Source organism: Streptomyces sp. NBC_00464, assembly GCF_036013915.1.
Taxonomy (GTDB): Bacteria; Actinomycetota; Actinomycetes; order Streptomycetales; family Streptomycetaceae; genus Streptomyces.
Genome location: NZ_CP107899.1, coordinates 3,057,697 through 3,084,158, shown reverse-complemented (window position 1 = coordinate 3,084,158; position 26,462 = coordinate 3,057,697). Strand labels below are relative to the sequence as shown.

Sequence of the window (26,462 nt, the reverse complement as noted above, 5' to 3'; positions counted from 1 at the left end):
TTTAGTCCCATCGCAAGCGGTTCGGATCCGCTTCCGTCCCGGTTCGGTCAGTTCCCCAGGTCCGCCAGCTGATCGAATCCCGGGATCTCCCGCGGGCTGCGCGTCCCCGGGCCGATGTACTTCGCCGACGGCCGCACCAGGCGGCCCGTCCGCTTCTGCTCCAGGATGTGCGCCGACCAGCCCGCCGTACGCGCACACGTGAACATCGACGTGAACATGTGCGCCGGGACCTCCGCGAAGTCCAGCATGATCGCCGCCCAGAACTCCACGTTCGTCGCCAGCACGCGGTCCGGGCGCCGTGCGTGCAGCTCCTCCAGAGCGGCCTTCTCCAGCGCCTGCGCCACCTCGAACCGGGGTGCGCCCAGCTCCTCCGCCGTGCGGCGCAGCACCCGTGCGCGGGGGTCCTCGGCGCGGTAGACGCGGTGGCCGAAGCCCATCAGCCGCTCGCCCTTGTCCAGGGCCTTCTTCACGTATGCGGTGGCGTCCCCGGTCCGTTCGATCTCCTCGATCATGCCGAGGACGCGGGACGGCGCACCGCCGTGCAGCGGGCCGGACATGGCGCCCACCGCGCCGGACAGTGCGGCGGCCACGTCGGCGCCGGTGGAGGCGATGACGCGGGCGGTGAACGTCGAGGCGTTCATGCCGTGCTCGGCGGCCGAGGTCCAGTACGCGTCGACGGCCTTCACATGCCGGGGGTCCGGCTCGCCGCGCCAGCGGATCATGAACCGTTCGACCACGGATCCGGCCTTGTCGATCTCGCTCTGCGGGACCATCGGCCGGCCCTGTCCGCGCGCGGACTGCGCGACGTAGGACAGCGCCATGACGGCGGCCCGCGCCAGGTTGTTGCGGGCGGTCTCCTCGTCGATGTCCAGCAGCGGCTTCAGGCCCCACACGGGTGCGAGCATCGCCAGGGCGGACTGGACGTCGACCCTGATGTCACCGGAGTGCACCGGGATCGGGAACGGCTCGGCGGGCGGCAGGCCGGGACTGAACGCCCCGTCGACCAGCAGGCCCCACACGTTGCCGAACGACACCTGGCCGACGAGATCCTCGATGTCGACGCCTCGGTACCGCAGCGAACCGCCTTCCTTGTCGGGTTCGGCGATCTCCGTTTCGAACGCGACGACTCCTTCGAGTCCGGGTACGAAGTCGGACATCAGGCGGCTCCCTCGGTCGGCGGCTGCGGGCGGGCCCCAGGGCCCACCCCAGATACTGGCGGGTTCCGACGTGACCGGGAAGCGTGACATCCGGCACAGCTTCCTCCGTCGTACCCGAAACGGCGGTGGCGGACCTCCTTGCCCGGTGGGCGCGGCCGCTGCGGCAGGATGACACCGTGCCCACCGCAGACTCCTCCTCCGATTCCACCACCGATCCGGCCGCGATGCGCGAGCAGTACCGTTCCGAGGCCTTCACCGAGGCCGGTCTCGCCGCCGATCCGATGCAGCAGTTCGCCCGCTGGTTCCGGCAGATCGCCGCGGGCGGCATGCTCCACGAGCCGAACGCCATGGTGGTCTCCACGGCCACCCCCGAGGGCCTGCCGTCCTCCCGCACGGTGCTGCTGAAGATGTACGACGAGCGGGGCTTCGTCTTCTTCACCAACTACGGCTCCCGCAAGGGCCGCGAACTGGCCGCCAACCCGCACGTCGCGCTGCTCTTCCCCTGGCATCCGCTGGCCCGCCAGGTCATCGTCACCGGCACCGCGACCCGGGTCCCCCGCGAGGAGACGGTCGCCTACTTCCGTACCCGCCCCCACGGCTCCCAGCTCGGTGCCTGGGCCAGCGACCAGTCCACGGTGATCGGCTCCCGCGAGGAGCTGACCCACCGCTACGAGGACCTCGCGGCCCGTTACCCGGAGGGCGAGAAGGTGCCGGCGCCCCCGCACTGGGGCGGATTCCGCGTCGTCCCCGACACGATCGAGTTCTGGCAGGGCCACGAGAACCGGCTCCACGACCGGCTGCGGTACGTGCGGGAGGACGGCGTGTGGGGTGTGGAGCGGCTGTGCCCATAGGGCGGCACTGCCGCTGACATGCAGAAACCCGCAGGCTCTGGTCCCTCCTTGCGGAGGAGCCGGCCGGACTTACCGGCGAGCCTGCGGGTCGGTGACTGCTTGGGATTGGCCGATGACCGGCCTGCACTGCAAAGAGCGCGACAACGGGCGTCAGCCCGCAGTCACCTCACGAGTCCGAGAAGAAATCACTTCCGGAACACCTCCTTTCTGCGTGTAGCAGCAGCCTAGGAAGGTCTCCGGCGCCACACAACCGAATTATCGGAGCCATTGTTTTCCGGTGATTTCCGGGAAGTCGCTGTGTGCTGCGTCACGTTCGAGTTCAATGGGCTGACGTGCGGCAATGGCGGACACGTCCTGCAGGGGGTCCCGGGATGAGTGCTTCCACGACCAGCGGAACGACCGATGCTCTCGGTCCCGAGCCGATTCCCGGGGCGGAGCTGCTGGCGGCTCTCCTCGACGGGATGGACGCCGCGCTGTGCGCCTTCGACGCCGACGGCACCGTCACCCACTGGAACCGCGAGGCCGAGCGGATCCTCGGCTGGTCGGCCGAGGAGGCCGTCGGCCGGCCCGGGTTCGCCGGGTGGGCCGTGCGGCGGGCGGACGCGGGTGAGGTGCAGGGGCGGCTGATGGCCGTCATGGACGGGGCCGGCCGGCAGGTGCACGAGTTCGCGCTGCTGCGCAAGGACGGCGGGCGGGTGCTCGTGCGGACCCAGTCGGCCGGGGTGCGGAGCGCGGAGGGGAAGCCCGCCGGGGTGTACTGCGCGTTCAGCGAGGTCCATGCGCAGATCGATCTGGAGCGGTCCATCGCGCTGAGCGAGGCGCTGTTCGAGGACGCGTCGTGGGGCGTGGTCCTCGTGGACGTGGACCTGCGGCCGACCGTCGTCAACGCGCACGCGGCCCGCGCGCTGGGCGGCGGTCGTACGACGCTGCTGGGCCGGCCCCTCGGGGAGCTGATCGTGCAGGGCGTCGAGGACCTGGAGGGCGCCCTCCAGCACGTGCTGGCCGAGGGCGCGCCGTCCGCCCCCGCCGAGCTGTGGGTGACGCTGCGCACGGGCGACGGCGACCGGCGGCGCTGCTGGCGCAGTGGATTCCTCCGGCTGGCCTCGCCGCTCGCGGAGGAGCCGGTGCCGCTGGGTGTCGGCTGGCTGTTCCAGGACGTGACGGCGGCGAAGCTGGCGGCCCAGGACGCGGACCGGGTGCGCTTCCGGTCGAACCAGCTGCACCGGGCCTCACGCTCGGCCGCCGAGTGCGAGGACCCGATGGAGGCGGCCACGTCGTCGCTGGACTACGCGCTCGCGGGGTTCGCCGACCATGCGCTGATCGACCTGGTGGTGGGCGGGCGGCTGGTGCGCGCCGCGGGAACGCCGTCCGACGAGCCGGGTCCCTGCCTGCCGGTGGCCGGGGGCGGCATCCCGTTGCGGTACGCGCCGGGGCACCCGGCCCTGCAGGCGGTGGACCGTACGGGGTCGGTGCGGGCCTCGGCAGGGGCCGGTTCGGCGCAGGCGGCGGGGGAGTGGGCTGCGGAGCGCCGGTGGCCGGCCGATTCGGTGCACGCGCTGTGCGTGGTGCTGCGGAGCCGGGGGCGGACGCTGGGCGTGGTGACGTTCCTGCGCTCGTCGCACCGGGCCGCGTTCGAGCGCCCGGACGCGGCGTATGCGGAGAGCGTGGCGGACCGGGTGGCGGCGTCGGTGGACCTGGGGCAGGCGGTGAACGCCGGCCCGCCCGGCGATTGAGGACGGAACCCCCGCCGGGGGCGGGCGCTCACCCCACGCGGCGCCGCCGCCCGCCGGCCGGGCGCTCAGTGCCGGTAGAAGATCCGGTCCGCGTACTCCGCCATCACGCGGCCGTTCCACTCGTGGCCCCCGTCGACGTTGCCCGACCGCAGCAGCGGCGGCTCGACGCCAAGCTCCAGCAGCCGTTCCGCCGCGGCGGCCATCATCGCCTGCATGATCGCGCTGGTGACCACCGTCGACGCGGGGGCGAACGGTGCCTCGATGCCGTCGACGTCCAGCTCCGCGTCGCCGATGGAGATCTTGCTGTCCAGGACGATGTCGCAGTGGTCCCGCAGGAATCCGCCCGAGACGTGCCGGGACCGGGTGCCTTCCGCGTACGCGACCGAGGTGACGCCGATGACCTTCAGGCCGAGCGCACGCGCGTTCAGCGCCATCTCCACCGGCAGGGCGTTGCGCCCGGAGAGCGAGATGATCACGAGGACGTCGCCCGCCTTCGCGGGGCTGGAGTCGAGCACCGCGCCCGCGAGGCCGTCGACCCGCTCCAGGGCCGAGCCGAGGGTCGCCGGCATGACGTCGACGCCGAGGGTGCCGGGGACGGCCAGCACGTTCATGAGGGCGAGTCCGCCGGCGCGGTAGACGACGTCCTGGGCGGCCAGCGAGGAGTGCCCGGCGCCGAAGGCGAAGAGCCTGCCGCCCGCGACGACGGTGTCGGCGATCGCGTCACCGGCCGCCGCGATGGAGCCCGACTCCTCGTCGCGCACGCGCTCCAGCAGGCCGATCGCTGCGTCGAGGAACTGACCGGCCAGCTTGCTTTCGCTCATCGAGGAGGGCCTTTCCGGCGGAGTGGGGTGTCCAAGGGGCGTCCGTGCCGCCGATCACGGTGCGGTCTGGACCAGTGACATGTCAATACCGCACAGGTCGTTCCGGCCTTTCCGGCAGAGCTCGTTCGGACGGCGAGGCACGGTTGTCGGCGCTATGCGTCAGAATTGGACGAGGGCCAGCGCACGACTGCATCGAGGGGCACGAATGTCCGGACTGATCGACACAACGGAGATGTATCTCCGCACCATCCTCGAACTCGAAGAGGAAGGCGTGGTCCCCATGCGCGCCCGGATCGCTGAACGGCTGGACCAGAGCGGTCCGACCGTCAGCCAGACGGTGGCGCGGATGGAGCGCGACGGCCTGGTACAGGTCGCCGGGGACCGGCACCTGGAGCTGACGGAGGAGGGGCGCCGGCTGGCGACCCGCGTGATGCGCAAGCACCGGCTCGCCGAGTGCCTGCTCGTCGACGTGATCGGCCTGGAGTGGGAGCAGGTCCACGCCGAGGCGTGCCGTTGGGAACATGTGATGAGCGAGGCCGTGGAGCGGCGGGTGCTGGAGCTGCTGCGCCACCCGACGGAGTCTCCGTACGGGAATCCCATCCCGGGCCTGGAGGAGCTGGGCGAGAAGGCCGAGGCCGACCCGTTCCTCGACGAGGGCATGGTCAGCCTGTCGGAGCTCGACCCGGGCGCCGACGGCAAGACGGTGGTGGTCCGGCGGATCGGTGAGCCGATCCAGACGGACGCCCAGCTGATGTACACGCTGCGTCGGGCGGGCGTGCAGCCCGGTTCCGTGGTCAGCGTGACCCAGTCGGCCGGCGGGGTGCTGGTCGGCAGCAGCGGCGAGGCGGCGGAGCTGAACGCGGAGGTCGCTTCGCACGTGTTCGTGGCGAAGCGCTGAGCCCTGCGCGAGTGCTGGGCAAGCGGCGAGCCTCGGGTATCGGGCAGGCGGCGAGCCCAGGGCGAGCGCCGGGATTTGACGCGCGCCGGACTCGGGCGCGTGGTGGGCAGGGCGAAGCTCTGAAACAGGCGATGCTCCGAATGTGAGCAAGCGCCACAGTGCGGGCAGCGGACGATCAGCGGGTGCTGACGTCCGTTTTCCGTTTTCCGTCCGGAATTGCAGCGCCCGGACGGATCGCGTGCCAGGCTGTCGCGGAGGGATACCTGAGAGTGCCGGCCGTCTGGCCGCGCGGTCGGGGAGGGGAGCAGGGAATGCGCCCGTCGTACTGGCATGTCCGGCCTGCGCAGCGGGAGAAGGCTGTCGCGGTCCCGCAGGGCGCCCCGGCGCACGCGCCTGTGACGCGCCCCTCGGAATCCGGGCCGCGCCCCCGGACCGGTCGCTCCGGAGCAGTGGATGGCCCGGGAGCGGCGGATGGCCCGGTAGCCATGGATGGCCCGGGAACGATGGGCGGCCCGGGAACGATGGATGGCCCCGGCGCCGCAAGGCGCCGGGGCCTGTCCTCCCCTGTTCCGACCTGGAGCCCCGAGCTCTCGAGGTCGGCTCCCGCGAGCCCTCATCCCCGAGTGGCCCGCCTCCCGGAGAAGATCTCCCCTCCGTGGCCGACGTCAATCCTGAGAGGCGGTCACTCGAACGAGCGGTGTTGTGCGCCGGAACCCGGTTTTCGAATAAAGGTTCGATAGTCTGGCCGACGCGACCACATGGTGATCGAGGGACCAGAAGGGGGTGCCAGAAACGATGGTGCGGCGCATCGATGTGACCGGAACCGACGGCGTACGCCTCGCGGCCTGGGAGTTCGCCGACCCGCCCAAGGGGCGCGCGGAGACCGACCGCGCGGGGGGCGTCTTACTGCTCCACGGACTGATGGGCCGGGCCTCGCACTGGGCCTCCACCACCCGCTGGCTCGCCGAGCGGCACCGGGCGGTCGGCCTCGACCAGCGCGGGCACGGCCGCAGCGAGAAGCCGGCCGACGGGCCGTACACCCGCGAGGCGTACGTCGCCGACGCCGAGGCCGCGATCGAACAGCTCGGCCTCGCCCCCGTCACCCTCGTCGGGCACTCGATGGGAGCGCTCACCGCCTGGCAGCTCGCCGCGAAGCGCCCCGATCTCGTCCGGGCCCTGGTCATCTGCGACATGCGGGCCTCCGCGCTCGGGGCGGCCTCGCAGCGGGAGTGGGAGGACTGGTTCAACTCCTGGCCGGTTCCGTTCGCCACCCTGTCCGACGTACGGAAGTGGTTCGGCGAGGACGACCCCTGGGTGGAGCGCCCCAACCCGGCCCGCGGCGAGTTCTTCGCCGAGGTGATGGCCGAGCGCGCAGACGGCTGGCGGCCCGTCTTCTCCCGCCGGCAGATGCTCACCTCCCGCGCCACCTGGGTCTTCGACGCGCACTGGGAGGAGCTGGCGCAGGTCAGGTGCCCGACCCTGGTGCTCCGCGGTCTGGACGGAGAGCTGGGCCGGGCGGAGGCCCAGGAGATGGTCCGGGTGCTGCCCCGCGGGCAGTATGCGGAGGTGGCCGACGCCGGCCATCTCGTCCACTACGACCGGCCCGAGGGCTGGCGCGCCGCGGTCGAACCCTTCCTGGAGCAGCTCGCCGAGGACGCCGAGGACGACCGGGAGCCGGTGGCTCCGTAACGGGCGGTCCCGGCCCCCGCCGGCGCCCGCCCGTCACCCCTTGCTGACCGCCGTCAGGATCTCGGGCAGCCGGTCCGCCGTGCGCGGCGCGGCGACCCGCAGCCCGGCCCAGGCGACCAGCGTCCCGTACGCGGCACCCACCGGCACCAGGAGCCACAGCGGGCCCTCGGCGTCGGCGAGATGCAGCCAGACCGTCAGAGCGATCACGGGGGCGCACAGCAGTGCGGCCGAGACCATGCCGCCGAGGATGGAGATCCAGGCGAGCCCGGCCTGTCCGGGCGCCACGTTCTTGAACGCGCCGTCCTGCGGGATCGAGTACGGGAAGTTCGCCGAGGCCACCGCACCCGTCGCCAGCATCGCGCCCAGCAGGGCGAGCGAGAGCCCCATGACCCCGGGCAGCGCCCCCCAGTCACCGAGCACCGCCGCGGTCAGCACCGTGACCAGGACCGTGTACGGGAGGGTGATCAGCAGCAGAGCCAGTGCCCGCGCCCGCAGTTCGAGGTACGCGTCACGGGTCGAGGAGATCGTCAGCGCCACCATCCAGAACGCCGAGGTGTCCTGACCGAACTGGTTGTACATCTGGATGCCGAGCATCCCGGCGCCGAAGCACGCGAAGTAGACCGACCCCGTGCCCTGCAGGGCGTTGAGCAGCGGCACGATCAGCCCGATCGCCAGCGCCGTCACCCAGGCGGCCTTGGTCTTCGGGTCCCGTGCGACGTACCGCAGGCTGCGCTGCATCACCGTGCCCGTGCGTCCCTCGGGGAACAGTCCCCAGAAGCCGGATCCTTCCCCGCCGGACTTCGTGCGGGCCGGTTCGGCGGCGGAGAGCGTCGAGCCGTCCGGCGCCGTCATCAGCTTCTCCAGGCTGCGCCGCCACAGCACCAGCAGCAGGACCAGCGCGGCCGCGGCGAGGAGCAGTTGCACGGTGGCCCGTCCGTACGCCCCCTGGGACGCCGAGTCCACGGAGCCGATCGCCGAGGCGGGCGGCAGCCAGCGCACCACGTCCGCCGCCGGGTCGAGTGCGGAGAGGCCGCCGGCCCGGCCGAGCCGCTGCACGCCGAAGTTGACGCCCTGGATCCCGACCGCGATCACCAGCCCGCTGAGCACCGCCAGATCGCGGCCCTTGCGGGAGGTCAGCAGCCGGGTGTTGGCCGTGGCCACGGCCCGTGCCAGCGCGACGCAGACCAGCAGGGTCAGCGGGGCCGCCAGGACGGCGAACACCACCGCACCCGCCCCGTGCGCCAGCGCGATCACGGAACCGGCCGCCAGGCAGAGCGTGAACAGCGGACCGATGCCGACCAGCGAGGACGCCAGGAGTGCGGCGATCAGCGGCCGGGGCCGCAGCGGCAGCATCACGAGGCGGCTCGGGTCGAGGGTCTCGTCGCCGGCGGCGAAGAAGAGCGGCATCACGGCCCAGCCGGCCGCCAGAACCGCGGCCAGCAGCACGACGAGGGAGCCCGCGTGGGCGTGGCCGCGCAGCGCGATCAGCGCGATCAGCTGGCCCAGGGCGATCAGCAGGGTGGCGACGACGGAGGCGATGTACACGGCCCGGCGGCCGGCCGACTGCCGCAGCCCGTTGCGGAGCAGGGCGAGCTTGAGGCGTACGAGGACGGGGATCAGTTCCGTACCACCCGCCGGGCGGTAGGCCGGGGTTCCGGAGGCGGCCGGGGCGTCGAGCACGCTCATCGGGCACCGCCGAGCCAGTCCAGGGCGTCGCCGTGGTCGCGGTCGCCCGCGCCGACGAGCTCCAGGAAGGCGTTCTGCAGCGAGGGCGCGTCGCCGCGGACCTGGTCGAGGGTGCCCTGGGCGCGGATGGTGCCCGCCGCCATGACGGCCACCCAGTCGCAGAGGGACTCGACGAGTTCCATCACATGGCTGGAGAAGACGACGGTGGCCCCCGAGCCGGTGTAGCGCTCAAGCACCCCGCGGATGGTCTGTGCCGAGACGGGGTCGACGCCCTCGAACGGTTCGTCCAGGAAGAGCACTTCGGGGTTGTGCAGCAGGGCGGCGGCGAGCCCGATCTTCTTCCGCATGCCCGTCGAGTAGTCGATGACGAGTTTGTGCTGGGCGCCCGCCAGGTCCAGGACGTCGAGCAGCTGGGTGGCCCTGCTGTCCACCTCGCCACCGGGAAGGCCGCGCAACCGGCCCGTATAGGCGAGGAGTTCGCGCCCCGAGAGCCGTTCGAAGAGCCGCAGGCCCTCGGGCAGGACGCCGATGCGGGACTTCACCTCGACCGGGTCGCGCCAGACGTCACGGCCGCCGATCTCGATCCGTCCCCTATCGGGGCGGAGCAGGCCGGTGACCATGGAGAGGGTGGTGGTCTTGCCGGCCCCGTTGGGGCCCACCAGGCCGATGAACTTGCCTGCGGGCAGCACCAGATCGATTCCGGCGACCGCCGTCTGATCGCCGAAACGTTTCCACAGCCCTTCCACGCGTACCGCGGGCGGCGTCGCCCGCGGTACGTCGGGCTCGACGGCCCGGTCGGCTGTGTCGCTGTCTGTCCGGTCCGCCATCGCAAGCGCCCTTCGAAGTCCCCGTGCTGTGGGGGCCACCCTACGAAACGCGCCCCCGCGCGTCCGCGGCTTCGCGCCCGCAGGCGTAGGCGAGCGGGCTGATGAGCTCGTCCACCTCGGGCAGCCAGCGGTTGGCGGTGGAGGGGCTGCGGGCCCACTGCACCGCTCCGGCCCCGCCGACGCGGGTCGGCGGGGCGGCGATGCAGTGGCCCTCGCCGAGTCCGCGCAGTCCGATCGCCGCGGCGTCCCAGCCGATCCTCCGGACCAGGGCATCGGCTTTGGTGGCGGCGCCCGGCAGGACGAAGAACTGCATCCGGCGGTCCGCGGTGCGGATGACCGGTCCGAGCGGCAGGCTCATCCGCTCCATCCGGGCCAGCGCCAGGAAGCCCGCCGACTCCGGTACGTCGATCGCGTCGAAGCCGCGGCCGGTCGGCAGCAGGATCGAGGCGTGCGGCTGCTGCGACCACATCCGGCGGGCCGCCGCGCCGCTGCCGGTGGCCCGGCCCGCCCAGTCGGCCCGGGTCGGGTGGGCGCCGGGCGCCGCGCAGCCGGCCTCGCCGCAGGAGCACCGTTCCACGCCATTGGCCGGCTCCAGCCAGGTGCCGGGACACACGTCCCAGTGCCGCTCCTCCGCGTACCGCACGGCCGCGTCGAGCAGCTGCTCGGCTCGCTGCTGGGGGATCTGTGCGGCTTCCATGACTCCGATGGGCTCTTCCACGCCCAGCACAACTCCCGCCGCCACCTGGGGTTACGGGCGCGGCGAGCGCGGTTACGGTCCCTCGCGCCCGCATGCGGGGCGCATCGATGCACGTGAGGGGGCGCGCGAGAGGGACGGCGACGGTGGGCGGGTAGCCACATACCGGAGATCCGGCACAGTTCGTTCGGCATCTTAGGGTGCGTGCCGGGAGAAAAAGGCGGAGACGCGTCAAAAGTGACCAACACGATGAATCAGCGAATTTATCAGGCATATGTCGGGCAGTGATTCCTTCAAAGATCACTGCGGCCTCAGGGGGAGAAACATGGCAGCCAGGCCTCTCGTCGCACGCCAGCCGAACGAACGGCTCCAGGCGCTCATTCAGGAAGCCGGATGCTCCAACGCGGGCCTCGCCCGCCGCGTCAACATGGTCGGGGCGGAGCGCGGGCTCGACCTCCGTTACGACAAGACCTCCGTGGCCCGCTGGCTGCGCGGACAGCAGCCACGCGGCAGGGCGCCGGGAATCATCGCCGAGGCGCTCGGCCGCAAGCTCGGCCGTACGGTCACGATCGACGAGATCGGGATGGCCAACGGCAAGAACCTGGCCTCCGGCGTCGGCCTGCAGTTCGCCCCGACGGTGACCGGGGCGATCGAGCAGGTCTGCGAGCTGTGGCGCAGCGACGTCGGCCGCCGGGACTTCCTGTCCGGTTCCGCGGTCGCGTCGTCGGCGCTGGTCGAGCCCAGCCGGGACTGGCTGATCACCGGTGCGGACCAGCAGGTGGCACGGGCGGCCGGGGCCCGGGTCGGGATGCCGGACGTGGAGGCGGTGCGGGCGACGACGGCGGCGCTGGTCGACCTGGACCACCGGTTCGGCAGCGGTCATGTGCGGCCGGTCCTGGTGCACTACCTGAACAGCGTGGTCTCCGGGCTGCTCTCGGGGGCGTACCGCGAGTCGACCGGACGGCAGCTGTTCGGGGCGGTCGCACGGCTCACCGAGCTCGCCGGGTACATGGCGATCGACACGGGCCAGCCGGGCCTCGCCCAGCGCTACTACATCCAGGCGCTGCGCCTCGCCCAGGCGGCGGGCGACCGCGCCTACGGCGGCTATGTGCTGGCTGCCTCGATGAGCCATCTCGCGGCGCAGCTCGGCAATCCGCGGGAGATCGCCCAGCTGGCCAGGGCGGCGCAGGAAGGGGCGCGCGGGCGGGTCACCCCGCGGGCGGAGGCGATGTTCTACGCGGCGGAGGCCCGGGGCCACGCGCTGCTCGGGGACGCCCGGACCACGCAGGCGGTGGCGGGCCGGGCGCTGGCCGCGCTGGAGCAGGCCGACCCGGACAGCGGTGACGATCCCGACTGGATCAGGCACTTCGATCACGCGTATCTGGCCGACGAGTTGGCGCACTGCCACCGCGACCTCGGCCAGGCGGAGGCGGCCGCGCGCCGGGCGAAGGAGGCCCTGGGCGGCCTTCCGGAGTCCCGTGCCCGCCGCCGGGGCATCGGTCTGGCCCTGCTGGCCGCGGCGCAGGTGCAGCTGCGTGAGGTGGAGCAGGCCTGCCACACCGGGACGCGGGCGATGGAGCTGCTGGGCACGGTGCGTTCCAGCCGGGGGGTGGAGTATCTGGACGATCTGCAACAGCGTCTGCTGCCGTACGGGGACGAGCCCGCGGTGCGGGAGTTCGGCGCCCGCCTGGAGCTCCAGGCGGCCTGAGGGGAGGGCGGGCCCGGGTCGGCCGGGCGCCGGTTCCCCTTAACTGCGTCCTGAGGCCGCTGAGTGTTACAGCCCGTGTGAAGGGGAGGTGAGCGACAACACGCGCTTGGCGAACGGCGGGGACCACCCGATAGCGTGAGCCGACGATTCCATAGGTTCACACGTAGGAGTCCCGGTGACACAGAGCGGACAGGGTGACGAGCAGCAGCTCCCTGCTGTACGACCCGCGCACGAGGGCGTCGTGCTGCCCGCGGGCGGCGGAGAGCCCTGGACGCCGGGAGGACCAGCGGACCAGGCCGCCCCGGCAGGCGGCCGGCCGTGGGGGCAGCCCTGGGGGCCGCAGGCGCCCCAGCAGAACCCCGCACAGGGGCAGCCGCAGGGCGGCCAGGGTGCGTACGGGCAGGACCAGCAGGGCGCGTACGGGCAGCAGTACGGGCAGCAGGCGCAGCACGGGCAGTACGGCCAGGGGCAGCAGGCCCAGCCGCAGCTGCCCGCTCAGCAGCAGCACCAGCAGCCCCAACACCAGGCGCACCAGCAGCCCCAACACCAGCAGCCCCAGCCGTCGCCGTACGCCCAGCCGTTGCCGCCCGAGGCGGTGCCCGGCGGGGGCGGCGACGCGGACGCCACGCAGTTCATCGCCCCGGTTCCGGGCGGACCGGCACCGGGCGGACCCGGGCCGGGCGGCCTGCCGCCGGAGAACCCCGCGGAGTCCACGCAGTTCCTGGGACGCGCCCAGCAGCAGGCGTACCAGCAGCCCGGCGGTCACGCCGCTCCGCCGCCCGCGCAGGGCGGCCAGGACGCCGACGCCACCCAGTACATACCCCCCGTGCCAGGAGGTGCCCCGTACGGCATCCGGCCGGGAGCACCCGGTGAGCGGCAGCCGCCCGCCGAGTTCGACAACCTCTTCCGCAACGACGAACCCGCGGGCGCCACCCAGCAGATGCCCCGGTTCGACCCCTCGCAGCACCAGCAGCCGCCGCACCAGCAGCAGCCGTACCCGCCGCAGGGCGGGCAGCAGCAGTACCAGGGCGGGCCGCCCCCGCAGGCGTACCAGCAGGCGCCCCCGTACACCGGCCCCGAGGACGGGCTGCCGTACGACGGGCAGGACGGGCGGCGGAAGAAGTCCGCGCACGTCCCGCTGATCGCCGCGGTCGTCGTCGGCTGTGCCGTGATCGGGCTCGGCGCCGGCGCCCTGTTGAGCGGTGGCGACGACAAGAAGGCCGAAGACGGCAAACAGCCGGTGGCGGCGGCGAGTTCACCTGCCGCCCAGCCCTCCGCCGAGGCCCCGGTGGACCCGGCGAAGCCGCAGGCGGAGGCGCTCGACAAGCTGCTCGCGGACAGCAACAACAGCCGGTCCGCGGTGATCGGCGCGGTGGAGAAGACCAAGAACTGCGCCGACCTCGACAAGGCCGTGGCGGACCTCAAGGGCGCCGCCCAGCAGCGTCGCGATCTGGTGACCCGGCTCAAGGACCTTTCGGTCGACAAGCTGCCGGACAACGCCCAGTTGACCGCATCGCTCACCAGGGCCTGGCAGGCCTCCGCCTCGGCGGACGACCACTACGCCGCCTGGGCGACGCAGGCCAAGAGCAAGAAGGTGTGCAAGCACGGCAAGGCCCGTACGACGACGCAGACGCAGCAGGCCAACGTCCAGAGCGGTGAGGCGACCAAGGCCAAGAAGCAGGCGTCCAAGCTGTGGAACGCCATCGCGACGAAGTACGGCCTGACGAAGCGCGCGTCCACCGCACTCTGAGCGCGGTGGACGCCAGGAGACCCCGGGTGCGGGCGCCGGGGTCTCAGCCGGTCGCGCTGGCGTCCGACAGGGTCTTCGTCACATCCACGAAGCCCTTCCTGTCGGCGACCAGCCGGCCGTCGCGCACGACCTGGAACGTCACCTTGCTGTTCACGATGCGCGGGTACGAGGACGAGCCGATCATGTCCTCGTAGCGCCAGCGCAGTGCGGGAGTGAGGCCGCCGGTGTCCACCCGGGTGCCGTGGGTGAGGGCCTTGGTGACCTTCCGGGACGTGATCTCCGCCTCGTTCAGCGACTCGACGATCGACTTCAGGGCGGTGTAGGCGATCCATGTCGTCTGCACGCCGGTGTCGTCGGGGTCGATGCGGTTGTCGCTGAAGGCGTACTTGCTGATCACCTGCCGCATCCGGTCCCAGCGGCTGTCGCCGGGGGCCGGGTACCACCCGGTGACGTACGCACCCTCGAACGGGCTCTCACGGCCGCCGGTGCGGTCGATGAGCGGCTGTCCGATGCTGCCGAGGACCGAGGAGATCCGCACCGATCCGCCGGTCGGCTCCAGCCGCCTGAAGGAGTCGAAGAACGTCTCCGTGCGGTCACCGAGCACGGCCGTCACACAGCCGCCGCCGGTGCCCGCTCCCGCCAGTGCGCGCCCGGCCGCCTCGTCGTACGACGTGGTTTCCTCGGCGGCCTGGATGTCGACCGGTGCGGGCCGGTGGGCCTCGGTGAGACCGGTGCTGAGGAGCCATGCCTGGCTGTCGCCGCCCAGGGTTTCGGGACGCACCAGGGAAACCCGGTCGCAGGTGGCGGCCAGCTGCTTCGCGTTGCCTGCCAGGAGCGCAGACTGGCCGCCGGTGACCGGGTAGGACATATAGCTCCGGAACTCCTCCTCGGAGGCGCCGTAGCCGCCGATGTACGGGATCCCGGCGACTTCGAGCGGTGCCATGAACGCCCGTCCGTGCCGGCTGTAGGAGCCGAGGACCGCGACGGCCTTCTCCTTGACGGCCCGGCGGGCGCAGTTGCCCGCGCCGATCGAGGTGTCCTGCTCGTCGCAGGTGATCACGCGCAGCTCGTGTCCGTCGATCCCGCCCTCGCCGTTGATCCAGCGGGCGTACGCCTGCGCCATCGCGGTCATGCCCGCCATGTTGGCGGCGTCCGGTCCCGAGGCGCCGCTGGGCGCCCAGGTCACGACGGTGACGGGCTCCCTGGAGTCCCCCGATGCCCCAGGGAGCGCGCCGCAACCGGTCATCAGCAGAGCCCCTGCCGCCACCGCACCGGTGAGCAACCTGAAGGGGCGGGGGAAGGTGGGGCGTCGCCGTCCGGTCATGGGCACAGACACTTCCCGCCCCCGGGTAACGCCACAGTGTGCTGTGCTCAACGCTCGGTGACGTACAGGTGAATTGCAGGGGCCCGTGGGGGAAGCCGGAAAGGGAACGTACGATCGACAACCGTGCAGCAAGGTTCCGAGAACTCTTCCCGTCGCGGCCGTCACTCCTCCACCATGGGCGGCATGCCGCTCAATGACATTCCTTGGTGGCGCTGGCGCAGCAACGTGCGCTCGGCGCTGCACATGCTCTCCGACCCCGTCTTCCACCACGAGTGCTGGCTGGCCGGCCGGGAGGGATACGGCGACGTCACCGACGCCGTGTACCGCCTGGTCGAGGACACCTGGCTGGACAACTGGTCCGCCGAGAAGTACGTCGGCACGGTCTTCCGGGACTCCGGTGAGGCCGCCCTCGTCGATGTCGCCGTGCTGCGGGTGCTGCGCATCATGCACCAGGTCGGCGCGGACGCCCCCGTCTCCGCCTATCTGGAGCACCACGGCTGGCCGGAGGCCGTCCGGGCCGCCCGCGACGCCCATGTGCTGCTCGCCACGAACGACGGCGAGGACCCCGACGTCCCGCCCCGCTCACTCGACGTGCTCCGCATCATGACCAGGACCGCCTGATCCGAGGACGGTGTGGCACGCTACGGGGATGACCGCGCCGCAGCCTGCTGACACCGCCCCCGAGCAGTACGTCCTCACCCTCTCGTGCCCCGACAAACAGGGCATCGTGCACGCCGTGTCGAGCTATCTCTTCATGACCGGCTGCAACATCGAGGACAGCCAGCAGTTCGGGGACCACGACACGGGTCTGTTCTTCATGCGCGTCCACTTCTCGGCGGACAGCCCGGTGACGCCGGAGAAGCTGCGGGCGAGCTTCGCGGCGATCGGTGACTCCTTCCGGATGGACTGGCAGATCCACCGGTCCTCGGACCGGATGCGGATCGTGCTGATGGTCAGCAAGTTCGGCCACTGCCTCAACGACCTGCTGTTCCGTTCCCGGATCGGGGCCCTGCCGGTCGACATCGCGGCGGTCGTCTCCAACCACACAGACTTCGCCGAGCTGGTCGCCTCGTACGACATCCCCTTCCGTCACATCCCCGTGAACAGGGAGAACAAGGCGGAGGCGGAGGCGCAGCTGCTGGAGCTGGTCCGCGAGGAGAACGTGGAGCTGGTCGTCCTGGCCCGCTACATGCAGGTCCTCTCGGACGATCTGTGCAAGCAGCTCAGCGGCCGGATCATCAACATCCACCACTCGTTCCTGCCGAGCTTCAAGGGCGCCAAGCCGTACCACCAGGCGCACACCCGCGGGGTGAAGCTCATCGGCGCGACCGCGCACTACGTCACGGCCGACCTCGACGAGGGACCGATCATCGAGCAGGAGGTCGAGCGGGTGGGCCACGGTGTGACGCCGGACCAGCTGGTGGCCATCGGGCGCGATGTGGAGTGCCAGGCGCTGGCGCGCGCGGTGAAGTGGCACGCGGAGCGGCGCATCCTGCTGAACGGCCGCCGCACGGTGATCTTCGCCTAGTCCGGCGGCCTACAGCCTGCTGAGCGAGGCCGCCGCGAAGAGCACGTCCCGGATCGCTTCGCGGTCCCCGCGCTGCCCGGCAGCCGCCTCCACGGGCGGCACATGCCCCGCCACCAGCTGGCAGAACTCCACGCCGTCCAGCGCGACCTGCGCCACGGTGTGGTCGGGGGAGCCGAGGGCTGCGGGGGAGTCCAGCGCGATGTACCAGTTGCCGCCGCCCGAACCCTCGACCTCCAGATGGAGCGAGCGGCCCGGGGACCCGGCCGTCACCAGACGGCGGGCCGGACCGGCGAGCCCCGCCCGGCGCCGCACGGCCAGGGCGGCCGGCAGGAGCCGCGCCGCCAGGTCGATCATCCGGTGCAGGTGGGCGGCGGAGGGTGGCTCGTACGGATAGTCCACCGCGTCCGCGATGTCACCCGCGTGCACCCAGCACTCGAACGCCCGGTCCAGCAGGGCGTCCTGCAACGGCAGAGCGAAGTCGCCGTAGGAGACGGAGCGATCCGAGACGCCGCGCCCCGCGAAGGACACGGTGCGGATGAGGGTGTGGCTCTGGTCGCGCCACGGCTCGCGGACGCTGCGGGTCGGCGGGCGCCGGGCGGCGGACCAGTACGTCTCGGTGCGCGAGGTGGGTGTGAGCGGCAGCCCGGAGCCCCGGCGCGGGGTGCCGGGGACGCTCTCGGCGAGCGGGTCGTCGAGGCCGAGGGCGGTGCTGACCAGGCCGTCGACGGTCATCAGATGACCGATGACACCGGCGACCGTCGTCTTCCGGTTCACCCCGCGCTCGTCCTCGAACCACTTCAGCCGCACCGGGGCGTGCCACTCCGAGTCGCCGATGTCGCGCAGCAGCGCGTCGAGCCGGGCCGTCTCGGCGTCGTACGGGGCGGCCCACACCGGAACCGGGATGTCGGCCGGCCGCCGGTTCAGGCAGTTCTCCAGCACCCGGGTCCGGAGCATCGGATCCAGGTCCAGGCTGCGGTCGGTGTGCAGCAGGCCGACCGCGTCGCGCAGCCGCAGGGCCTCGTCCGCGCAGGGGGCGCACTCCGTGAGGTGCGCCTCGACGGCCTCGGCCTCCTCGGCCGAGCACGCGGTCAGCGCCCAGGCTCCGAGAAGGGCCTTCAGGACGCGGTGCGGGAGCACCGGGGCGGGCGGATCGTCGGCGGGCGGCGCCTGTTCCGGCACGGGCTCCTGAGATACGGGCACGGGTACGACCGCGGGCGGCGGCGGGACGAACCGGCTCGGGTCGAGGTCGTCCGCGGCGGCCCGTGGGCCCGGTATGCGCCGGGCGCCCCGCGCCACGTCGTCCCGTCCCTCTCCCTCGCGGCCCTCCTCGTCGCGGCCGTCCATGTCGTCGGTCACAGCGGCCGCCCGTATCCGGGCGGTGAGGAGCCCTCCAGCGGCCGGGTGTGCGCGGTGGACAGCAGTTGCAGCCCCAGCCGCAGCCGGCGGCGCGCCTCGTCCTCGGTGACCCCGAGGTCGGTCGCGGTCTGCCGGTAGTCGCGGCGCTGGATGTACGCGAGCTCCAGCGCGGCCCGCAGCGGTGCGGGCATGGACGCGACGATGTAGTCGGCGCGGGCCGCGGCGGTGGCCAGGCGCACCCGTTCCTCCAGGTCGGCCGGGTCGACGCCGGCCCCGCCGTAACCCTCGCCCTCCTCGCCGTATGCGCCGTACTCGTCGTCCGCCTGCCGGGCGGCGGCGGTCCTGCGCAGCCGCTGCACGGATTCGCGGTGGGTGAGCCGGGCGACCCAGGAGCGCATCGAGCCCTGCTTGGGGTCGTAGGCGTCGGGGTTCTCCCACACGTAACCGAAGACCTCGCGGGTGACGAGGTCCGCGGCGCTCTCGTCGTCGAGCATCCGGTTGGCCTGGCTGTGGACGAGAGAGGCGAACCGGTCGTAGAGCTCGCCGAGGGCGGCCGCCTCACCGCGTGCCAGCCGCTGCTGCATCCTGCGGTCCCAGCGGGGTGGTGCGTTTTTGGCCATGCGACCCCCAGACCTGTGCCGTCAGGGCCGCTCGCCCTGTACCCCTCGTCACATCGAATGTAGTCGGCAAGGCTGACCGAGCATGCCCCTTTACGGCAAGTACGTCCCCGCGATCGCCCCGGATGGTAGAGAATGCGGCACCTCGCAACGACGGAATCGGACTTGACGTGATCATTTCTGCCCGAAACCGTTCTGGGCCTTCCTTCGGGAGGCGGTGTTTCATGGGGAGTGCGCCGGGGCAGCCGCGAGGAGGAACGCAAACTTCCGGATCACTGGAACCCCCGGAATCCCCGGAACGAGAGGCCCAGTCGCGTGACACTGAAAGTGGCCGAGACCGAGCAGGGCGTGTGGACCGTTCTGCACATGCGCGGCGAACTGGACCTGGTGACCTCACCCCTGGTCCGCCAGTCCGTCCACGACGCGGTGGCGGTGGGCTGTCACAACGTCGTGCTCGACCTCTCCGAGGTCTTCTTCTGTGACTCCAGCGGTGTGGGCGTCCTGATCGCCTCCCGCCGTCTGATGCGCTCCTGCGGCGGCCGGCTGCGGCTCATCCTGCCCGCCCGGGGTGCCGAGGAGGGCTCCCACGTCAACCGGGTGCTTGCCGCGCTGGGCGTACGCCGGCTGTTCGAGGTCTACCCGGACTGGGACGCCGCCGTCGACGAGGAAGCCCAGCCGCTCTCGGCCTGAACGGCCGCGGCAGTCCGCCCGCGGCGGACATTAATACCGGGTTGTCACACTGGTGACGCGCGTAAGTGACACGTGACGCCTGCGGGCGTCGTACGCTCCCCGCATGGACAGCGCAGAGTATGAGCGCAAGATCGCCTTCCGCTTCGCCGCCTTCGACCAGGACGGCAACGGCTACATCGATCGCGCGGATTTCAACGCCGCCGCGGCCCGTCTGCTCACCGAGTTCGGTACGACGGCCCGCTGCGACAAGGGCCAGGCGCTCTACAGCGGGGCCGAGGCGTTCTGGCAGGGCATGGCGGGCATCGCCGACGTCGACGGGGACCAGCGGGTCACCCGTGAGGAGTTCGTGGGCGGCGCGGTGAAACGGCTCCGCGACAGCCCCGAGCGCTTCGCGGAGATCGCCCGCCCCTTCCTGCGGGCGGCGATCGCGGTGGCCGACCCGGACAACGACGGCGCGGCGGCGGTACCGGCGGTCGAGCAGGCCCTGCGGGTCCTGGGCGCCAGCCCGGACACGGCGGCGTTCGCCGCGCAGAGCCTGGACGCGGACCGCGACGGGCGGATCGCGGAGGCGGAGGCGGTGGCGGCGTTCGCCGCGTATTTCACGGTGATCGAGCCCGACGCGTAGCCCTTTGGCGGGCGGCAGGGGGGCCTGACCTTGCCCCGGTCCGGGGCGCGGGGTTCCGTCCTCAATCGCCGGACGGGCTTGAGTTGGTGCGGGTGCCCCGTGGGGTGCGCACCCCCACCGTGGGTGGGGGTGGGGGCCCTCCGGGGAGACTCCTCAAAAATGGCGTGTGCACCCGACGACGAACAGACACCCGGGTCGTACGCCATTTTCTGCGGGGACTCCCCTGCACGCCCCCACCCGGCCGCCCCTGCGTCTGAACACCGGCCCTGATGACTGCCGCAGACGCAAGACGGCCGGGTTCGGGGCCGTGCAGGGGAGTCCCCGCAGGACGACGAACATCGACCCGGGTCCATCGCGTACCCGCGGAACGTTCGTCGTCCGAGGAGACGCCCCGGAGGGGCCCCGGACCCCCACCCACCGGGCCACGGCGAACCCCGCGGGGCCCCCGCACCACCAAGCCCGTCCGGCGATTGAGGACGGAACCCCGCCTCAAGCGAACCGCGCACGCAACTGGTACTTCAGGACCTTGCGGAGCGCCTCGTTGCGGGGCAGCGCGTCGACCAGTTCCAGTTGCTCCGGGAGCTTGTGGACGGACAGGCCCTCGCCCCGCAGGTAGGCCGTCAGCTCGGGGAGGGTGAGTGCGGCGGCGCCGGGCGGCTGCTCCACCACCGCGCAGACGCGTTCGCCGCGCGACTGGTCGGGGAGGCCGATCACCGCCGCGTCGCCCACGCCGGGGTGGCGGGCGAGGAGGTCCTCTATCTCCTTCGCCGAGATGTTCTCGCCCTTGCGGATGATGATGTCCTTCAGCCGGCCGGTGAGGACGAGGTGCCCGCTCGGCCGGACGTGCCCGACGTCGCCCGTGATCAGGAAGCCCTCGGCGTCGAAGGGGCTGGTGGAGGCCAGGTAGCCCTGGCAGACCGCCTCGCCGCGCAGGCGGACCTCGCCGTCCGTGTCGTACGGGAGCGGCTTGCCGTCCTCGTCGGTGATCCGGATCTCCATGCCCTCGGGCGGGCGGCCCTCCGTTTCGGCGAGGTGTTCCACCGTGTCGTCGGGGGCGCCCATCGTGATCATGGGGACCTCGGTCATGCCGTAGCCGTGGGTGAGCTGGACGCCCATCTCGCGTACCACCGCGTGGTAGATCTCGGGCGGCTTCGGGGCGCCGCCGCCCGCCAGCAGGCGGAGGGTGGGGATGAGCGGGGTGGACGGGGCCTTGCGTTGTTCCATCAGGAACATCGAGTAGAAGGCCGTCGAGCCTCCGGCGACCGTCACCCCGTGGCGCCGGTAGCCCGCAAGGGCGTCCGGCATCGCGAAGTGCTCGAAGAGGACTGCGGGGAAGCCGTAGAGGAGCAGCATCACCGAGTAGTCCGGGCCGGCGACGTGGGCGAACGGGAAGGCCATCGAGCCGACGTCGTCCGCCGACAGGTGCAGCGCGTGGGCCAGGCAGGAGCCGCCCGCGAGCAGGCTGCGGTCGGTGTGCAGGACGCCCTTCGGGTCGGACGTGGTGCCCGAGGTCCAGTAGATCCAGCGCACCGAGGTGCCGTCGGTGGGGGGTGGGGGCAGGGTCGACGGGTCGCCGTCCGGGAGGGTGTCGTACGCCTCGAAGATCTGGGGCGGGTGCGGCAGGTGTGCGGAGAGCCGGGCGGCCATCGCGGTGTGGTCGAAGCCGCGCCAGGTGCCGGGTACCGCGAAGTACTCCGCCTTCGACTCGCGCAGGGCGAAGCCGACCTCGCGGTCGCGGTAGAAGGGGATGACAGGGGTCTGTACTGCGCCGATCCGGGTCAGGGCGAAGGACAGCAGGACCGTTTCCAGCCGGGTCGGCAGCTGCCAGGCGACGACGGTGCCGGGGCGGACGCCCATGGCGTACAGGCCCGCAGCCACGCGTTCGGCCCGGGTGTGCAGCTCGCCGAAGGTGAGTGTGCGGTCGTCCTGGATCAGGACGGGGCGGTCCGGGGTCAGGGCGGCCCGGCGTTCGATGAGCTCCCAGAAGGTGCGTGAGGCACCCAGGGTGTGTGCGGTCTCGTTCACGGCGAACCCCTCACAGCTGACGGGTAGTCAGATCGTGCGGAGAGCGTAGAGCGCTGTGCCTTGTCGGTCCAGGGGTGCGGGGCTAGCCTGTGGACGACGTCAATCTGACGGGTCATCAGAAATGCGTGCGCCGAAGGGGACACCATGACGGAACTGCCTCGGATCGTCAGCGTCGACGACCATGTGATCGAGCCGCCGCACCTCTTCTCGACCTGGCTGCCGGCCAAGTACCGCGAGCGCGGTCCGCAGCCGCTGACCGCGGGGATCGGGGAGCTGGCGTACACCGGCGGCAAGTACGTCATCACCATGGACCCGGACGGGCCGCCCACCGACTGGTGGATCTACGAGGACCTCAAGTTCCCGTACAAGCGGAACATCGCCGCCGTGGGATTCGACCGTGACGACATGACGCTGGAGGGGATCACCCGGGCCGAGATGCGGCGTGGGTGCTGGGACCCCGTCGAGCGGCTGAAGGACATGGACCTCAACCATGTCGAGGCGAGTCTCTGCTTCCCCACCTTCCCGCGCTTCTGCGGGCAGACCTTCGCAGAGGCCCACGACAAGGAGGTCGCGCTCGCCTGTGTGCGTGCGTACAACGACTGGATGGTCGAGGAGTGGTGCGGCGACAGCGGCGGCCGGCTGATCCCGCTGTGCATCATCCCGCTCTGGGACATCGATCTGGCTGTCGCGGAGATCAGGCGGAACGCGGCGCGCGGGGTGCGGGCGGTGACCTTCTCGGAGATTCCGACGTATCTGGGGCTGCCGTCGATCCACACCGGCTACTGGGACCCGTTCTTCGCGGTCTGCCAGGAGACCGGCACGGTCGTGAACATGCACATCGGGTCCAGCTCGCAGATGCCCGCCGCCTCACCGGACGCCCCGCCCGCCGTCCAGGCCTCGCTCTCGTTCAACAACGCGATGGCCTCGATGATGGACTTTCTGTTCAGTGGCGTGCTGGTGAAGTTCCCGCAGCTCAAGCTCGCTTACAGCGAGGGCCAGATGGGGTGGATCCCGTACGCCCTGGAGCGCGCCGACGACGTCTGGGAGGAGCACCGGGCCTGGGGCGGGGTGCGCGATCTGATCCCCGAGCCGCCGTCGACGTACTACTACCGGCAGATGTTCTGCTGCTTCTTCCGCGACAAGCACGGTGTCGCGTCGCTCGATGTGGTGGGGCGCGACAACGCGACGTTCGAGACGGACTACCCGCACGTCGACTCGACCTTCCCGCACACCAAGGAGGTCGCGCTCGACCACGTCAAGGGACTGGACGACGAGACCGTCTACAAACTGATGCGCGGGAACGCGATCCGGATGCTCGGCCTCGACCTCGACAAGTAGGCGCGTGCGTCATGGACCTTGCGTACACGGAGGAAGAGGAAGCCTTTCGGGCGCGGCTGCGGGAGTGGCTGGGCTCGGTGCTCCCCGGACTGCCCGGGAAGCCGGATCCCGGTGACTGGCCGGGGCGGCGGGCGTACGACAGCGGCTGGCAGAAGCTGTTGTACGACGCCGGGTACGCGGGCCTGCACTGGCCCGCCGACGCCGGCGGCCGGGGTGCCACACCCACCCAGCACCTGATCTTCCTGGAGGAGACGGAGCGGGCCGGGGCGCCCTATGTCGGGGCGAACTTCGTCGGGCTGCTGCACGCCGGGCCCACCGTCGCGGCCGAAGGCACCGCCGAGCAGCGGGCCCGCTGGCTGCCGCCGGTGCTGCGGGGCGAGGAGATGTGGTGCCAGGGGTTCAGCGAGCCGGACGCGGGTTCCGACCTGGCCTCGCTGCGGACCCGTGCGGTGCGCGACGGCGACGACTACGTGGTGAGCGGGCAGAAGATCTGGACCTCGCACGCGGAGGTCGCCGACTGGTGCGAGCTGCTGGTCAGGACGGATGCGGAGGCGCCTAAGCACCGGGGCATCAGCTGGCTCGCCATGCGGATGGACAGTCCGGGCGTCACGGTCCGGCCGCTGCGGACGCTGGCCGGGTCCACCGAGTTCGCCGAGATGTTCCTGGACGAGGTGCGGGTGCCCGTCTCGAACCGGGTCGGCGCGGAGAACGACGGCTGGCGCGTCACCATGGTCACGCTCTCCTTCGAGCGCGGCACGGCCTTCGTCGGCGAGGTCGTCGCCTGCCGTCGGACCCTGGACGCGCTGGCCGCCGATGCGCGCAGGAGCGGGCGCTGGGACGACGCGGTGCTGCGGCGGAGGCTGGGCAGGCTCAATGCCGAGTTCCGGGCGCTGTGGCGGCTCACCCAGTGGAACGTCAGTGAGGCGCAGGCCGGTGGGGGAGTCCCCGGGATCGGCGGCTCGGTCTTCAAGCTGCGGTACTCGCACGCCCGCCAGGAGCTGTACGAGGCGGCGGCCGAGGTGCTCGGCGCGGGCGACGACCTCGATCTGGACCGGGAGTGGGTGCTGGACCGGCTGTCCTCGCTCTCGTACACGATCGCGGCCGGTACCTCGCAGATTCAGCGGAACATCGTCGCCGAGCGGATTCTCGGCCTGCCGAAGGGGCGGTGAGCGGAGGGTGGACTTCCAGCTCTCGGAGGACCAGCGGGCCCTGCGCGCAGGGATACGGGACCTGCTCGCCGGCCGGTTCGACAGGGACCGGATGCGGGCGGCGCACGAGGGGGGAGGGGGCGTGGACCGGGCGCTGTGGCGGGAGCTCGGTGCGGCCGGGTTCTTCGCGCTGCGGCTGCCGGAGGCTGAGGGCGGGGTCGGTCTGGGACTGCCTGAATCCGTACTGTTGTTCGAGGAAATTGGGCGGGCGCTGCTGCCCGGCCCGTTGGCCGCCACCCAGCTCGCCGCGGGCGCGGTGAAGGGGGCCGCCGAGGGCGAGGCCGTGGTGGCTCTGGCGGAGGCGGGGCGGCCCGTGGGGCACCTGGAGGGGGCCGATGCGCTGCTGGTCCTGGACGGTGACCGGGCACGGGTGGTGACCGGCGCGGCACTGCGGCAGGTGGTGGACGGGGCCCGGCCCGTGCGGTCGCTCGACCCGGGTACGCCGCTGTGGCGGGTGCCGGACCTGTCCGCGTACGAGGGTGAGGCGCTCCCCGACGGGGCGCGGCTGCGGCGCGAGGGTGCCCTGCTCACCGCGGCCGAACAGCTCGGCAGTTCGAGCCGCAGCCTGGAGGCGGCGGTCCAACACGCCGGTGAGCGGGAACAGTTCGGAGCGCCGATCGGGGCGTTCCAGGCGGTCAAGCATCTGTGCGCCGGAATGCTGGTGCGGGCCGAGCCGGCCCGTAGCGCCGTCTACGCGGCGGCCGTGACCGGGGACCCGGTGGAGGCCGCCGGGGCCAAGCTCCTCGCCGACGAGGCTGCCGTCGGTAACGCCCGCGACTGCCTCCAGGTGCACGGCGGTATGGGCTTCACCTGGGAAGCGGACGTTCATCTGCGTCTCAAGCGGGCCTGGCTGCGGGCCGGGCAGTGGGTGACGACGACGGACGCGGAGGAGGCGCTGGCTGCCGATCTGGGCTGATCCGGGGCGGGTGGGTGCCCGGCGCATGCACGTGACGCGACGGACCCCTGAGGTTCACGCTGCGGAGTGACGCAGCGCAGTCGGTATGCACCGATACCGGCTTGTGTCCGTTGCGTGATTCGTCACGGGGTGGAGTCGGCACCGGGCTCAGGTACGCTCCGTTGGATGCGAGTGGTTCTGGAACCTGGCGATCCGGATGTGGCCTGTGCGGCGACTCCGGTCCGCGAGAGGTGCCCTGCTCGTGATCCACACGGAAGCGCCGGGCCTGCCGGGGAAGCGATTCCCGGGGCTGTGACGCGCCTCTGTTCGACTCCCCGCAGAGCGCGTCGCACAGTATGCACCACGCGTACTCCTTCGCGTTGGAATATGCCCGAAGCGCTTGTTGCGGTGACTGTACGTCAACCATGCTGTCTCGTAAGGGAATCACGTTCCGTGACCCTGAGGAGGCGCGAGGCGATGTGTCCGCCGGTTCGGATGGTGTGAGCGGTGCAGGTGCTTCAGGTTCAGTTGGAGGTCGGGCCCGACCCCGCGGAGGTCGGACGGGCTCGCAGATGGGCGCGTTCGAGGCTCGTCGGGTCCGGGATAGGAGACGACGAGCCGCTGGCCGAGACGCTCATCCTGCTCATCTCGGAGCTCGTCACCAACGCGGTCGTGCACACCGGCTGTCCGGCCGTGCTGCGCATGCTGTTCGGCTCGACGGGGGCCCCGGGCAACGCCGGGACCGTCCGGGTCGAGGTGGCCGACGCCAGCTGCCGCCCGCCGCAGCAGCGGCATGCGGAGGGCGAGGACACCGGCGGCCGGGGCCTGGAGCTGGTCGACGGACTGGCCGACCGCTGGGGCTGGCAGCCGGAGGGTGCGGGCAAGCGCATCTGGTGCGAGGTCGACCGGGGCATTCCGCTGATCCAGGTGCAGTTGCAGCCGGGCCCTCCTGAGCGCGAGGGTGCCGACGGGTGCGGTGCGGGTGGGGCGTACGAGTCCTCGCACGCCGCCCTCCGTCGCGCGTAGGGCTGCCGGCCGGGGC

At 71.9% G+C, this 26,462-nt stretch carries 23 protein-coding genes; 14 read left to right on the top strand and 9 right to left on the bottom strand.

Features of this window, described 5'->3' with window-relative positions; translation table 11 throughout:
- Positions 1-47 precede the first annotated feature (47 nt).
- Positions 48-1,157, bottom strand: a complete 1,110-nt coding sequence (locus OG912_RS13585; protein ID WP_326737930.1) for a citrate synthase 2 — start codon at positions 1,155-1,157, stop codon at positions 48-50.
- A 224-nt stretch (positions 1,158-1,381) separates the two neighbouring features.
- Between OG912_RS13585 and pdxH the strand changes: the two genes are divergently transcribed.
- Positions 1,382-2,008 carry a pyridoxamine 5'-phosphate oxidase gene (gene pdxH, locus OG912_RS13580; RefSeq protein ID WP_327713421.1) on the top strand — a complete coding sequence of 209 codons (627 nt, stop codon included), beginning with the start codon at positions 1,382-1,384 and terminating at the stop codon, positions 2,006-2,008.
- Positions 2,009-2,379: 371 nt separating this feature from the next.
- Positions 2,380-3,741 (top strand): PAS domain-containing protein, encoded by a 1,362-nt coding sequence (locus OG912_RS13575; protein WP_327709547.1) that lies wholly within the window; start codon positions 2,380-2,382, stop codon positions 3,739-3,741.
- Between the two features lie 65 nt (positions 3,742-3,806).
- On the opposite strand, the gene OG912_RS13570 is transcribed toward OG912_RS13575, so the two are convergent.
- Positions 3,807-4,562, bottom strand: coding sequence for an SIS domain-containing protein (locus OG912_RS13570; RefSeq protein ID WP_327709546.1), 756 nt, complete (start codon positions 4,560-4,562; stop codon positions 3,807-3,809).
- Positions 4,563-4,767: 205 nt separating this feature from the next.
- Between OG912_RS13570 and OG912_RS13565 the strand changes: the two genes are divergently transcribed.
- Together OG912_RS13565 and OG912_RS13560 are read left to right on the top strand one after the other, a co-directional pair.
- Positions 4,768-5,460: a metal-dependent transcriptional regulator gene (locus OG912_RS13565; protein ID WP_326737933.1), complete on the top strand. Its 693-nt coding sequence runs from the start codon at positions 4,768-4,770 to the stop codon at positions 5,458-5,460.
- Positions 5,461-6,255: 795 nt separating this feature from the next.
- Complete coding sequence (locus OG912_RS13560) at positions 6,256-7,149, top strand: alpha/beta fold hydrolase (RefSeq protein WP_326740716.1); 894 nt, start codon at positions 6,256-6,258, stop codon at positions 7,147-7,149.
- Between the two features lie 33 nt (positions 7,150-7,182).
- Here the strand turns inward: OG912_RS13560 and OG912_RS13555 are convergent, their stop codons facing one another.
- From OG912_RS13555 to OG912_RS13545, 3 genes are read right to left on the bottom strand one after another with little or no spacing between them, the layout of a single operon-like run.
- On the bottom strand, positions 7,183-8,835 hold the full coding sequence (locus OG912_RS13555; protein ID WP_327709545.1) for a transporter: 1,653 nt from the start codon (positions 8,833-8,835) through the stop codon (positions 7,183-7,185).
- Complete coding sequence (locus OG912_RS13550) at positions 8,832-9,662, bottom strand: ABC transporter ATP-binding protein (protein WP_327709544.1); 831 nt, start codon at positions 9,660-9,662, stop codon at positions 8,832-8,834. The genes OG912_RS13555 and OG912_RS13550 overlap by 4 nt, the downstream gene beginning before the upstream one ends.
- 40 nt (positions 9,663-9,702) lie before the next feature.
- The gene (locus OG912_RS13545; RefSeq protein WP_327713420.1) at positions 9,703-10,359 is read right to left on the bottom strand and encodes a bifunctional DNA primase/polymerase; all 657 of its coding nucleotides are present in this window, start codon (positions 10,357-10,359) and stop codon (positions 9,703-9,705) included.
- Between the two features lie 322 nt (positions 10,360-10,681).
- Here OG912_RS13545 and OG912_RS13540 point away from each other — a divergent pair, with 322 nt between their 5' ends.
- Positions 10,682-12,064 carry a transcriptional regulator gene (locus OG912_RS13540; protein WP_327709543.1) on the top strand — a complete coding sequence of 461 codons (1,383 nt, stop codon included), beginning with the start codon at positions 10,682-10,684 and terminating at the stop codon, positions 12,062-12,064.
- Positions 12,065-12,305: 241 nt separating this feature from the next.
- Complete coding sequence (locus tag OG912_RS13535; RefSeq protein WP_443061087.1) at positions 12,306-13,814, top strand: hypothetical protein; 1,509 nt, start codon at positions 12,306-12,308, stop codon at positions 13,812-13,814.
- 43 nt (positions 13,815-13,857) lie between these two features.
- On the opposite strand, the gene OG912_RS13530 is transcribed toward OG912_RS13535, so the two are convergent.
- Complete coding sequence (locus OG912_RS13530; RefSeq protein ID WP_327709541.1) at positions 13,858-15,138, bottom strand: ABC transporter substrate-binding protein; 1,281 nt, start codon at positions 15,136-15,138, stop codon at positions 13,858-13,860.
- Between the two features lie 174 nt (positions 15,139-15,312).
- Here OG912_RS13530 and OG912_RS13525 point away from each other — a divergent pair, with 174 nt between their 5' ends.
- A complete protein-coding gene (locus OG912_RS13525; RefSeq protein ID WP_326740718.1) occupies positions 15,313-15,759 on the top strand; it encodes an SCO4402 family protein in 447 nt (148 codons plus the stop codon).
- A gap of 28 nt (positions 15,760-15,787) precedes the next feature.
- Positions 15,788-16,666 (top strand): formyltetrahydrofolate deformylase, encoded by an 879-nt coding sequence (gene purU / locus OG912_RS13520; RefSeq protein ID WP_327709540.1) that lies wholly within the window; start codon positions 15,788-15,790, stop codon positions 16,664-16,666.
- 9 nt (positions 16,667-16,675) lie between these two features.
- Here the strand turns inward: purU and OG912_RS13515 are convergent, their stop codons facing one another.
- Positions 16,676-18,010 carry a zf-HC2 domain-containing protein gene (locus OG912_RS13515; protein ID WP_327713419.1) on the bottom strand — a complete coding sequence of 445 codons (1,335 nt, stop codon included), beginning with the start codon at positions 18,008-18,010 and terminating at the stop codon, positions 16,676-16,678.
- A gap of 8 nt (positions 18,011-18,018) precedes the next feature.
- Positions 18,019-18,642 (bottom strand): RNA polymerase sigma factor, encoded by a 624-nt coding sequence (locus OG912_RS13510; protein ID WP_327709539.1) that lies wholly within the window; start codon positions 18,640-18,642, stop codon positions 18,019-18,021.
- A 312-nt stretch (positions 18,643-18,954) separates the two neighbouring features.
- Here OG912_RS13510 and OG912_RS13505 point away from each other — a divergent pair, with 312 nt between their 5' ends.
- Both OG912_RS13505 and OG912_RS13500 read left to right on the top strand, forming a co-directional pair.
- Positions 18,955-19,329, top strand: coding sequence for an STAS domain-containing protein (locus tag OG912_RS13505; RefSeq protein WP_326737942.1), 375 nt, complete (start codon positions 18,955-18,957; stop codon positions 19,327-19,329).
- A gap of 103 nt (positions 19,330-19,432) precedes the next feature.
- Positions 19,433-19,954 (top strand): EF-hand domain-containing protein, encoded by a 522-nt coding sequence (locus OG912_RS13500; RefSeq protein ID WP_326737943.1) that lies wholly within the window; start codon positions 19,433-19,435, stop codon positions 19,952-19,954.
- Positions 19,955-20,443: 489 nt separating this feature from the next.
- Here the strand turns inward: OG912_RS13500 and OG912_RS13495 are convergent, their stop codons facing one another.
- Complete coding sequence (locus OG912_RS13495; protein ID WP_327709538.1) at positions 20,444-21,979, bottom strand: class I adenylate-forming enzyme family protein; 1,536 nt, start codon at positions 21,977-21,979, stop codon at positions 20,444-20,446.
- A 144-nt stretch (positions 21,980-22,123) separates the two neighbouring features.
- Here OG912_RS13495 and OG912_RS13490 point away from each other — a divergent pair, with 144 nt between their 5' ends.
- The 4 genes from OG912_RS13490 (at position 22,124) to OG912_RS13475 (ending at position 26,446) form a co-directional block, all read left to right on the top strand.
- A complete protein-coding gene (locus tag OG912_RS13490) occupies positions 22,124-23,317 on the top strand; it encodes an amidohydrolase family protein (RefSeq protein WP_327709537.1) in 1,194 nt (397 codons plus the stop codon).
- Positions 23,318-23,328: 11 nt separating this feature from the next.
- Positions 23,329-24,486, top strand: coding sequence for an acyl-CoA dehydrogenase (locus OG912_RS13485; protein ID WP_327709536.1), 1,158 nt, complete (start codon positions 23,329-23,331; stop codon positions 24,484-24,486).
- 7 nt (positions 24,487-24,493) lie between these two features.
- Positions 24,494-25,441 carry an acyl-CoA dehydrogenase family protein gene (locus OG912_RS13480; RefSeq protein ID WP_327709535.1) on the top strand — a complete coding sequence of 316 codons (948 nt, stop codon included), beginning with the start codon at positions 24,494-24,496 and terminating at the stop codon, positions 25,439-25,441.
- A gap of 486 nt (positions 25,442-25,927) precedes the next feature.
- A complete protein-coding gene (locus OG912_RS13475) occupies positions 25,928-26,446 on the top strand; it encodes an ATP-binding protein (RefSeq protein WP_327709534.1) in 519 nt (172 codons plus the stop codon).
- Positions 26,447-26,462: the final 16 nt, after the last annotated feature.

What these genes read in the sequence shown, in the direction of transcription:
- OG912_RS13585 (WP_326737930.1), bottom strand. Translation starts at nt 1,157, where the DNA reads ATGTCCGACTTCGTACCCGGACTCGAAGGAGTCGTCGCGTTCGAAACG.
- pdxH (WP_327713421.1), top strand. Translation starts at nt 1,382, where the DNA reads ATGCGCGAGCAGTACCGTTCCGAGGCCTTCACCGAGGCCGGTCTCGCC.
- OG912_RS13575 (WP_327709547.1), top strand. Translation starts at nt 2,380, where the DNA reads ATGAGTGCTTCCACGACCAGCGGAACGACCGATGCTCTCGGTCCCGAG.
- OG912_RS13570 (WP_327709546.1), bottom strand. Translation starts at nt 4,562, where the DNA reads ATGAGCGAAAGCAAGCTGGCCGGTCAGTTCCTCGACGCAGCGATCGGC.
- OG912_RS13565 (WP_326737933.1), top strand. Translation starts at nt 4,768, where the DNA reads ATGTCCGGACTGATCGACACAACGGAGATGTATCTCCGCACCATCCTC.
- OG912_RS13560 (WP_326740716.1), top strand. Translation starts at nt 6,256, where the DNA reads ATGGTGCGGCGCATCGATGTGACCGGAACCGACGGCGTACGCCTCGCG.
- OG912_RS13555 (WP_327709545.1), bottom strand. Translation starts at nt 8,835, where the DNA reads ATGAGCGTGCTCGACGCCCCGGCCGCCTCCGGAACCCCGGCCTACCGC.
- OG912_RS13550 (WP_327709544.1), bottom strand. Translation starts at nt 9,662, where the DNA reads ATGGCGGACCGGACAGACAGCGACACAGCCGACCGGGCCGTCGAGCCC.
- OG912_RS13545 (WP_327713420.1), bottom strand. Translation starts at nt 10,359, where the DNA reads ATGGAAGCCGCACAGATCCCCCAGCAGCGAGCCGAGCAGCTGCTCGAC.
- OG912_RS13540 (WP_327709543.1), top strand. Translation starts at nt 10,682, where the DNA reads ATGGCAGCCAGGCCTCTCGTCGCACGCCAGCCGAACGAACGGCTCCAG.
- OG912_RS13530 (WP_327709541.1), bottom strand. Translation starts at nt 15,138, where the DNA reads ATGACCGGACGGCGACGCCCCACCTTCCCCCGCCCCTTCAGGTTGCTC.
- OG912_RS13525 (WP_326740718.1), top strand. Translation starts at nt 15,313, where the DNA reads ATGGGCGGCATGCCGCTCAATGACATTCCTTGGTGGCGCTGGCGCAGC.
- purU (WP_327709540.1), top strand. Translation starts at nt 15,788, where the DNA reads ATGACCGCGCCGCAGCCTGCTGACACCGCCCCCGAGCAGTACGTCCTC.
- OG912_RS13515 (WP_327713419.1), bottom strand. Translation starts at nt 18,010, where the DNA reads ATGGACGGCCGCGACGAGGAGGGCCGCGAGGGAGAGGGACGGGACGAC.
- OG912_RS13510 (WP_327709539.1), bottom strand. Translation starts at nt 18,642, where the DNA reads ATGGCCAAAAACGCACCACCCCGCTGGGACCGCAGGATGCAGCAGCGG.
- OG912_RS13500 (WP_326737943.1), top strand. Translation starts at nt 19,433, where the DNA reads ATGGACAGCGCAGAGTATGAGCGCAAGATCGCCTTCCGCTTCGCCGCC.
- OG912_RS13490 (WP_327709537.1), top strand. Translation starts at nt 22,124, where the DNA reads ATGACGGAACTGCCTCGGATCGTCAGCGTCGACGACCATGTGATCGAG.
- OG912_RS13485 (WP_327709536.1), top strand. Translation starts at nt 23,329, where the DNA reads ATGGACCTTGCGTACACGGAGGAAGAGGAAGCCTTTCGGGCGCGGCTG.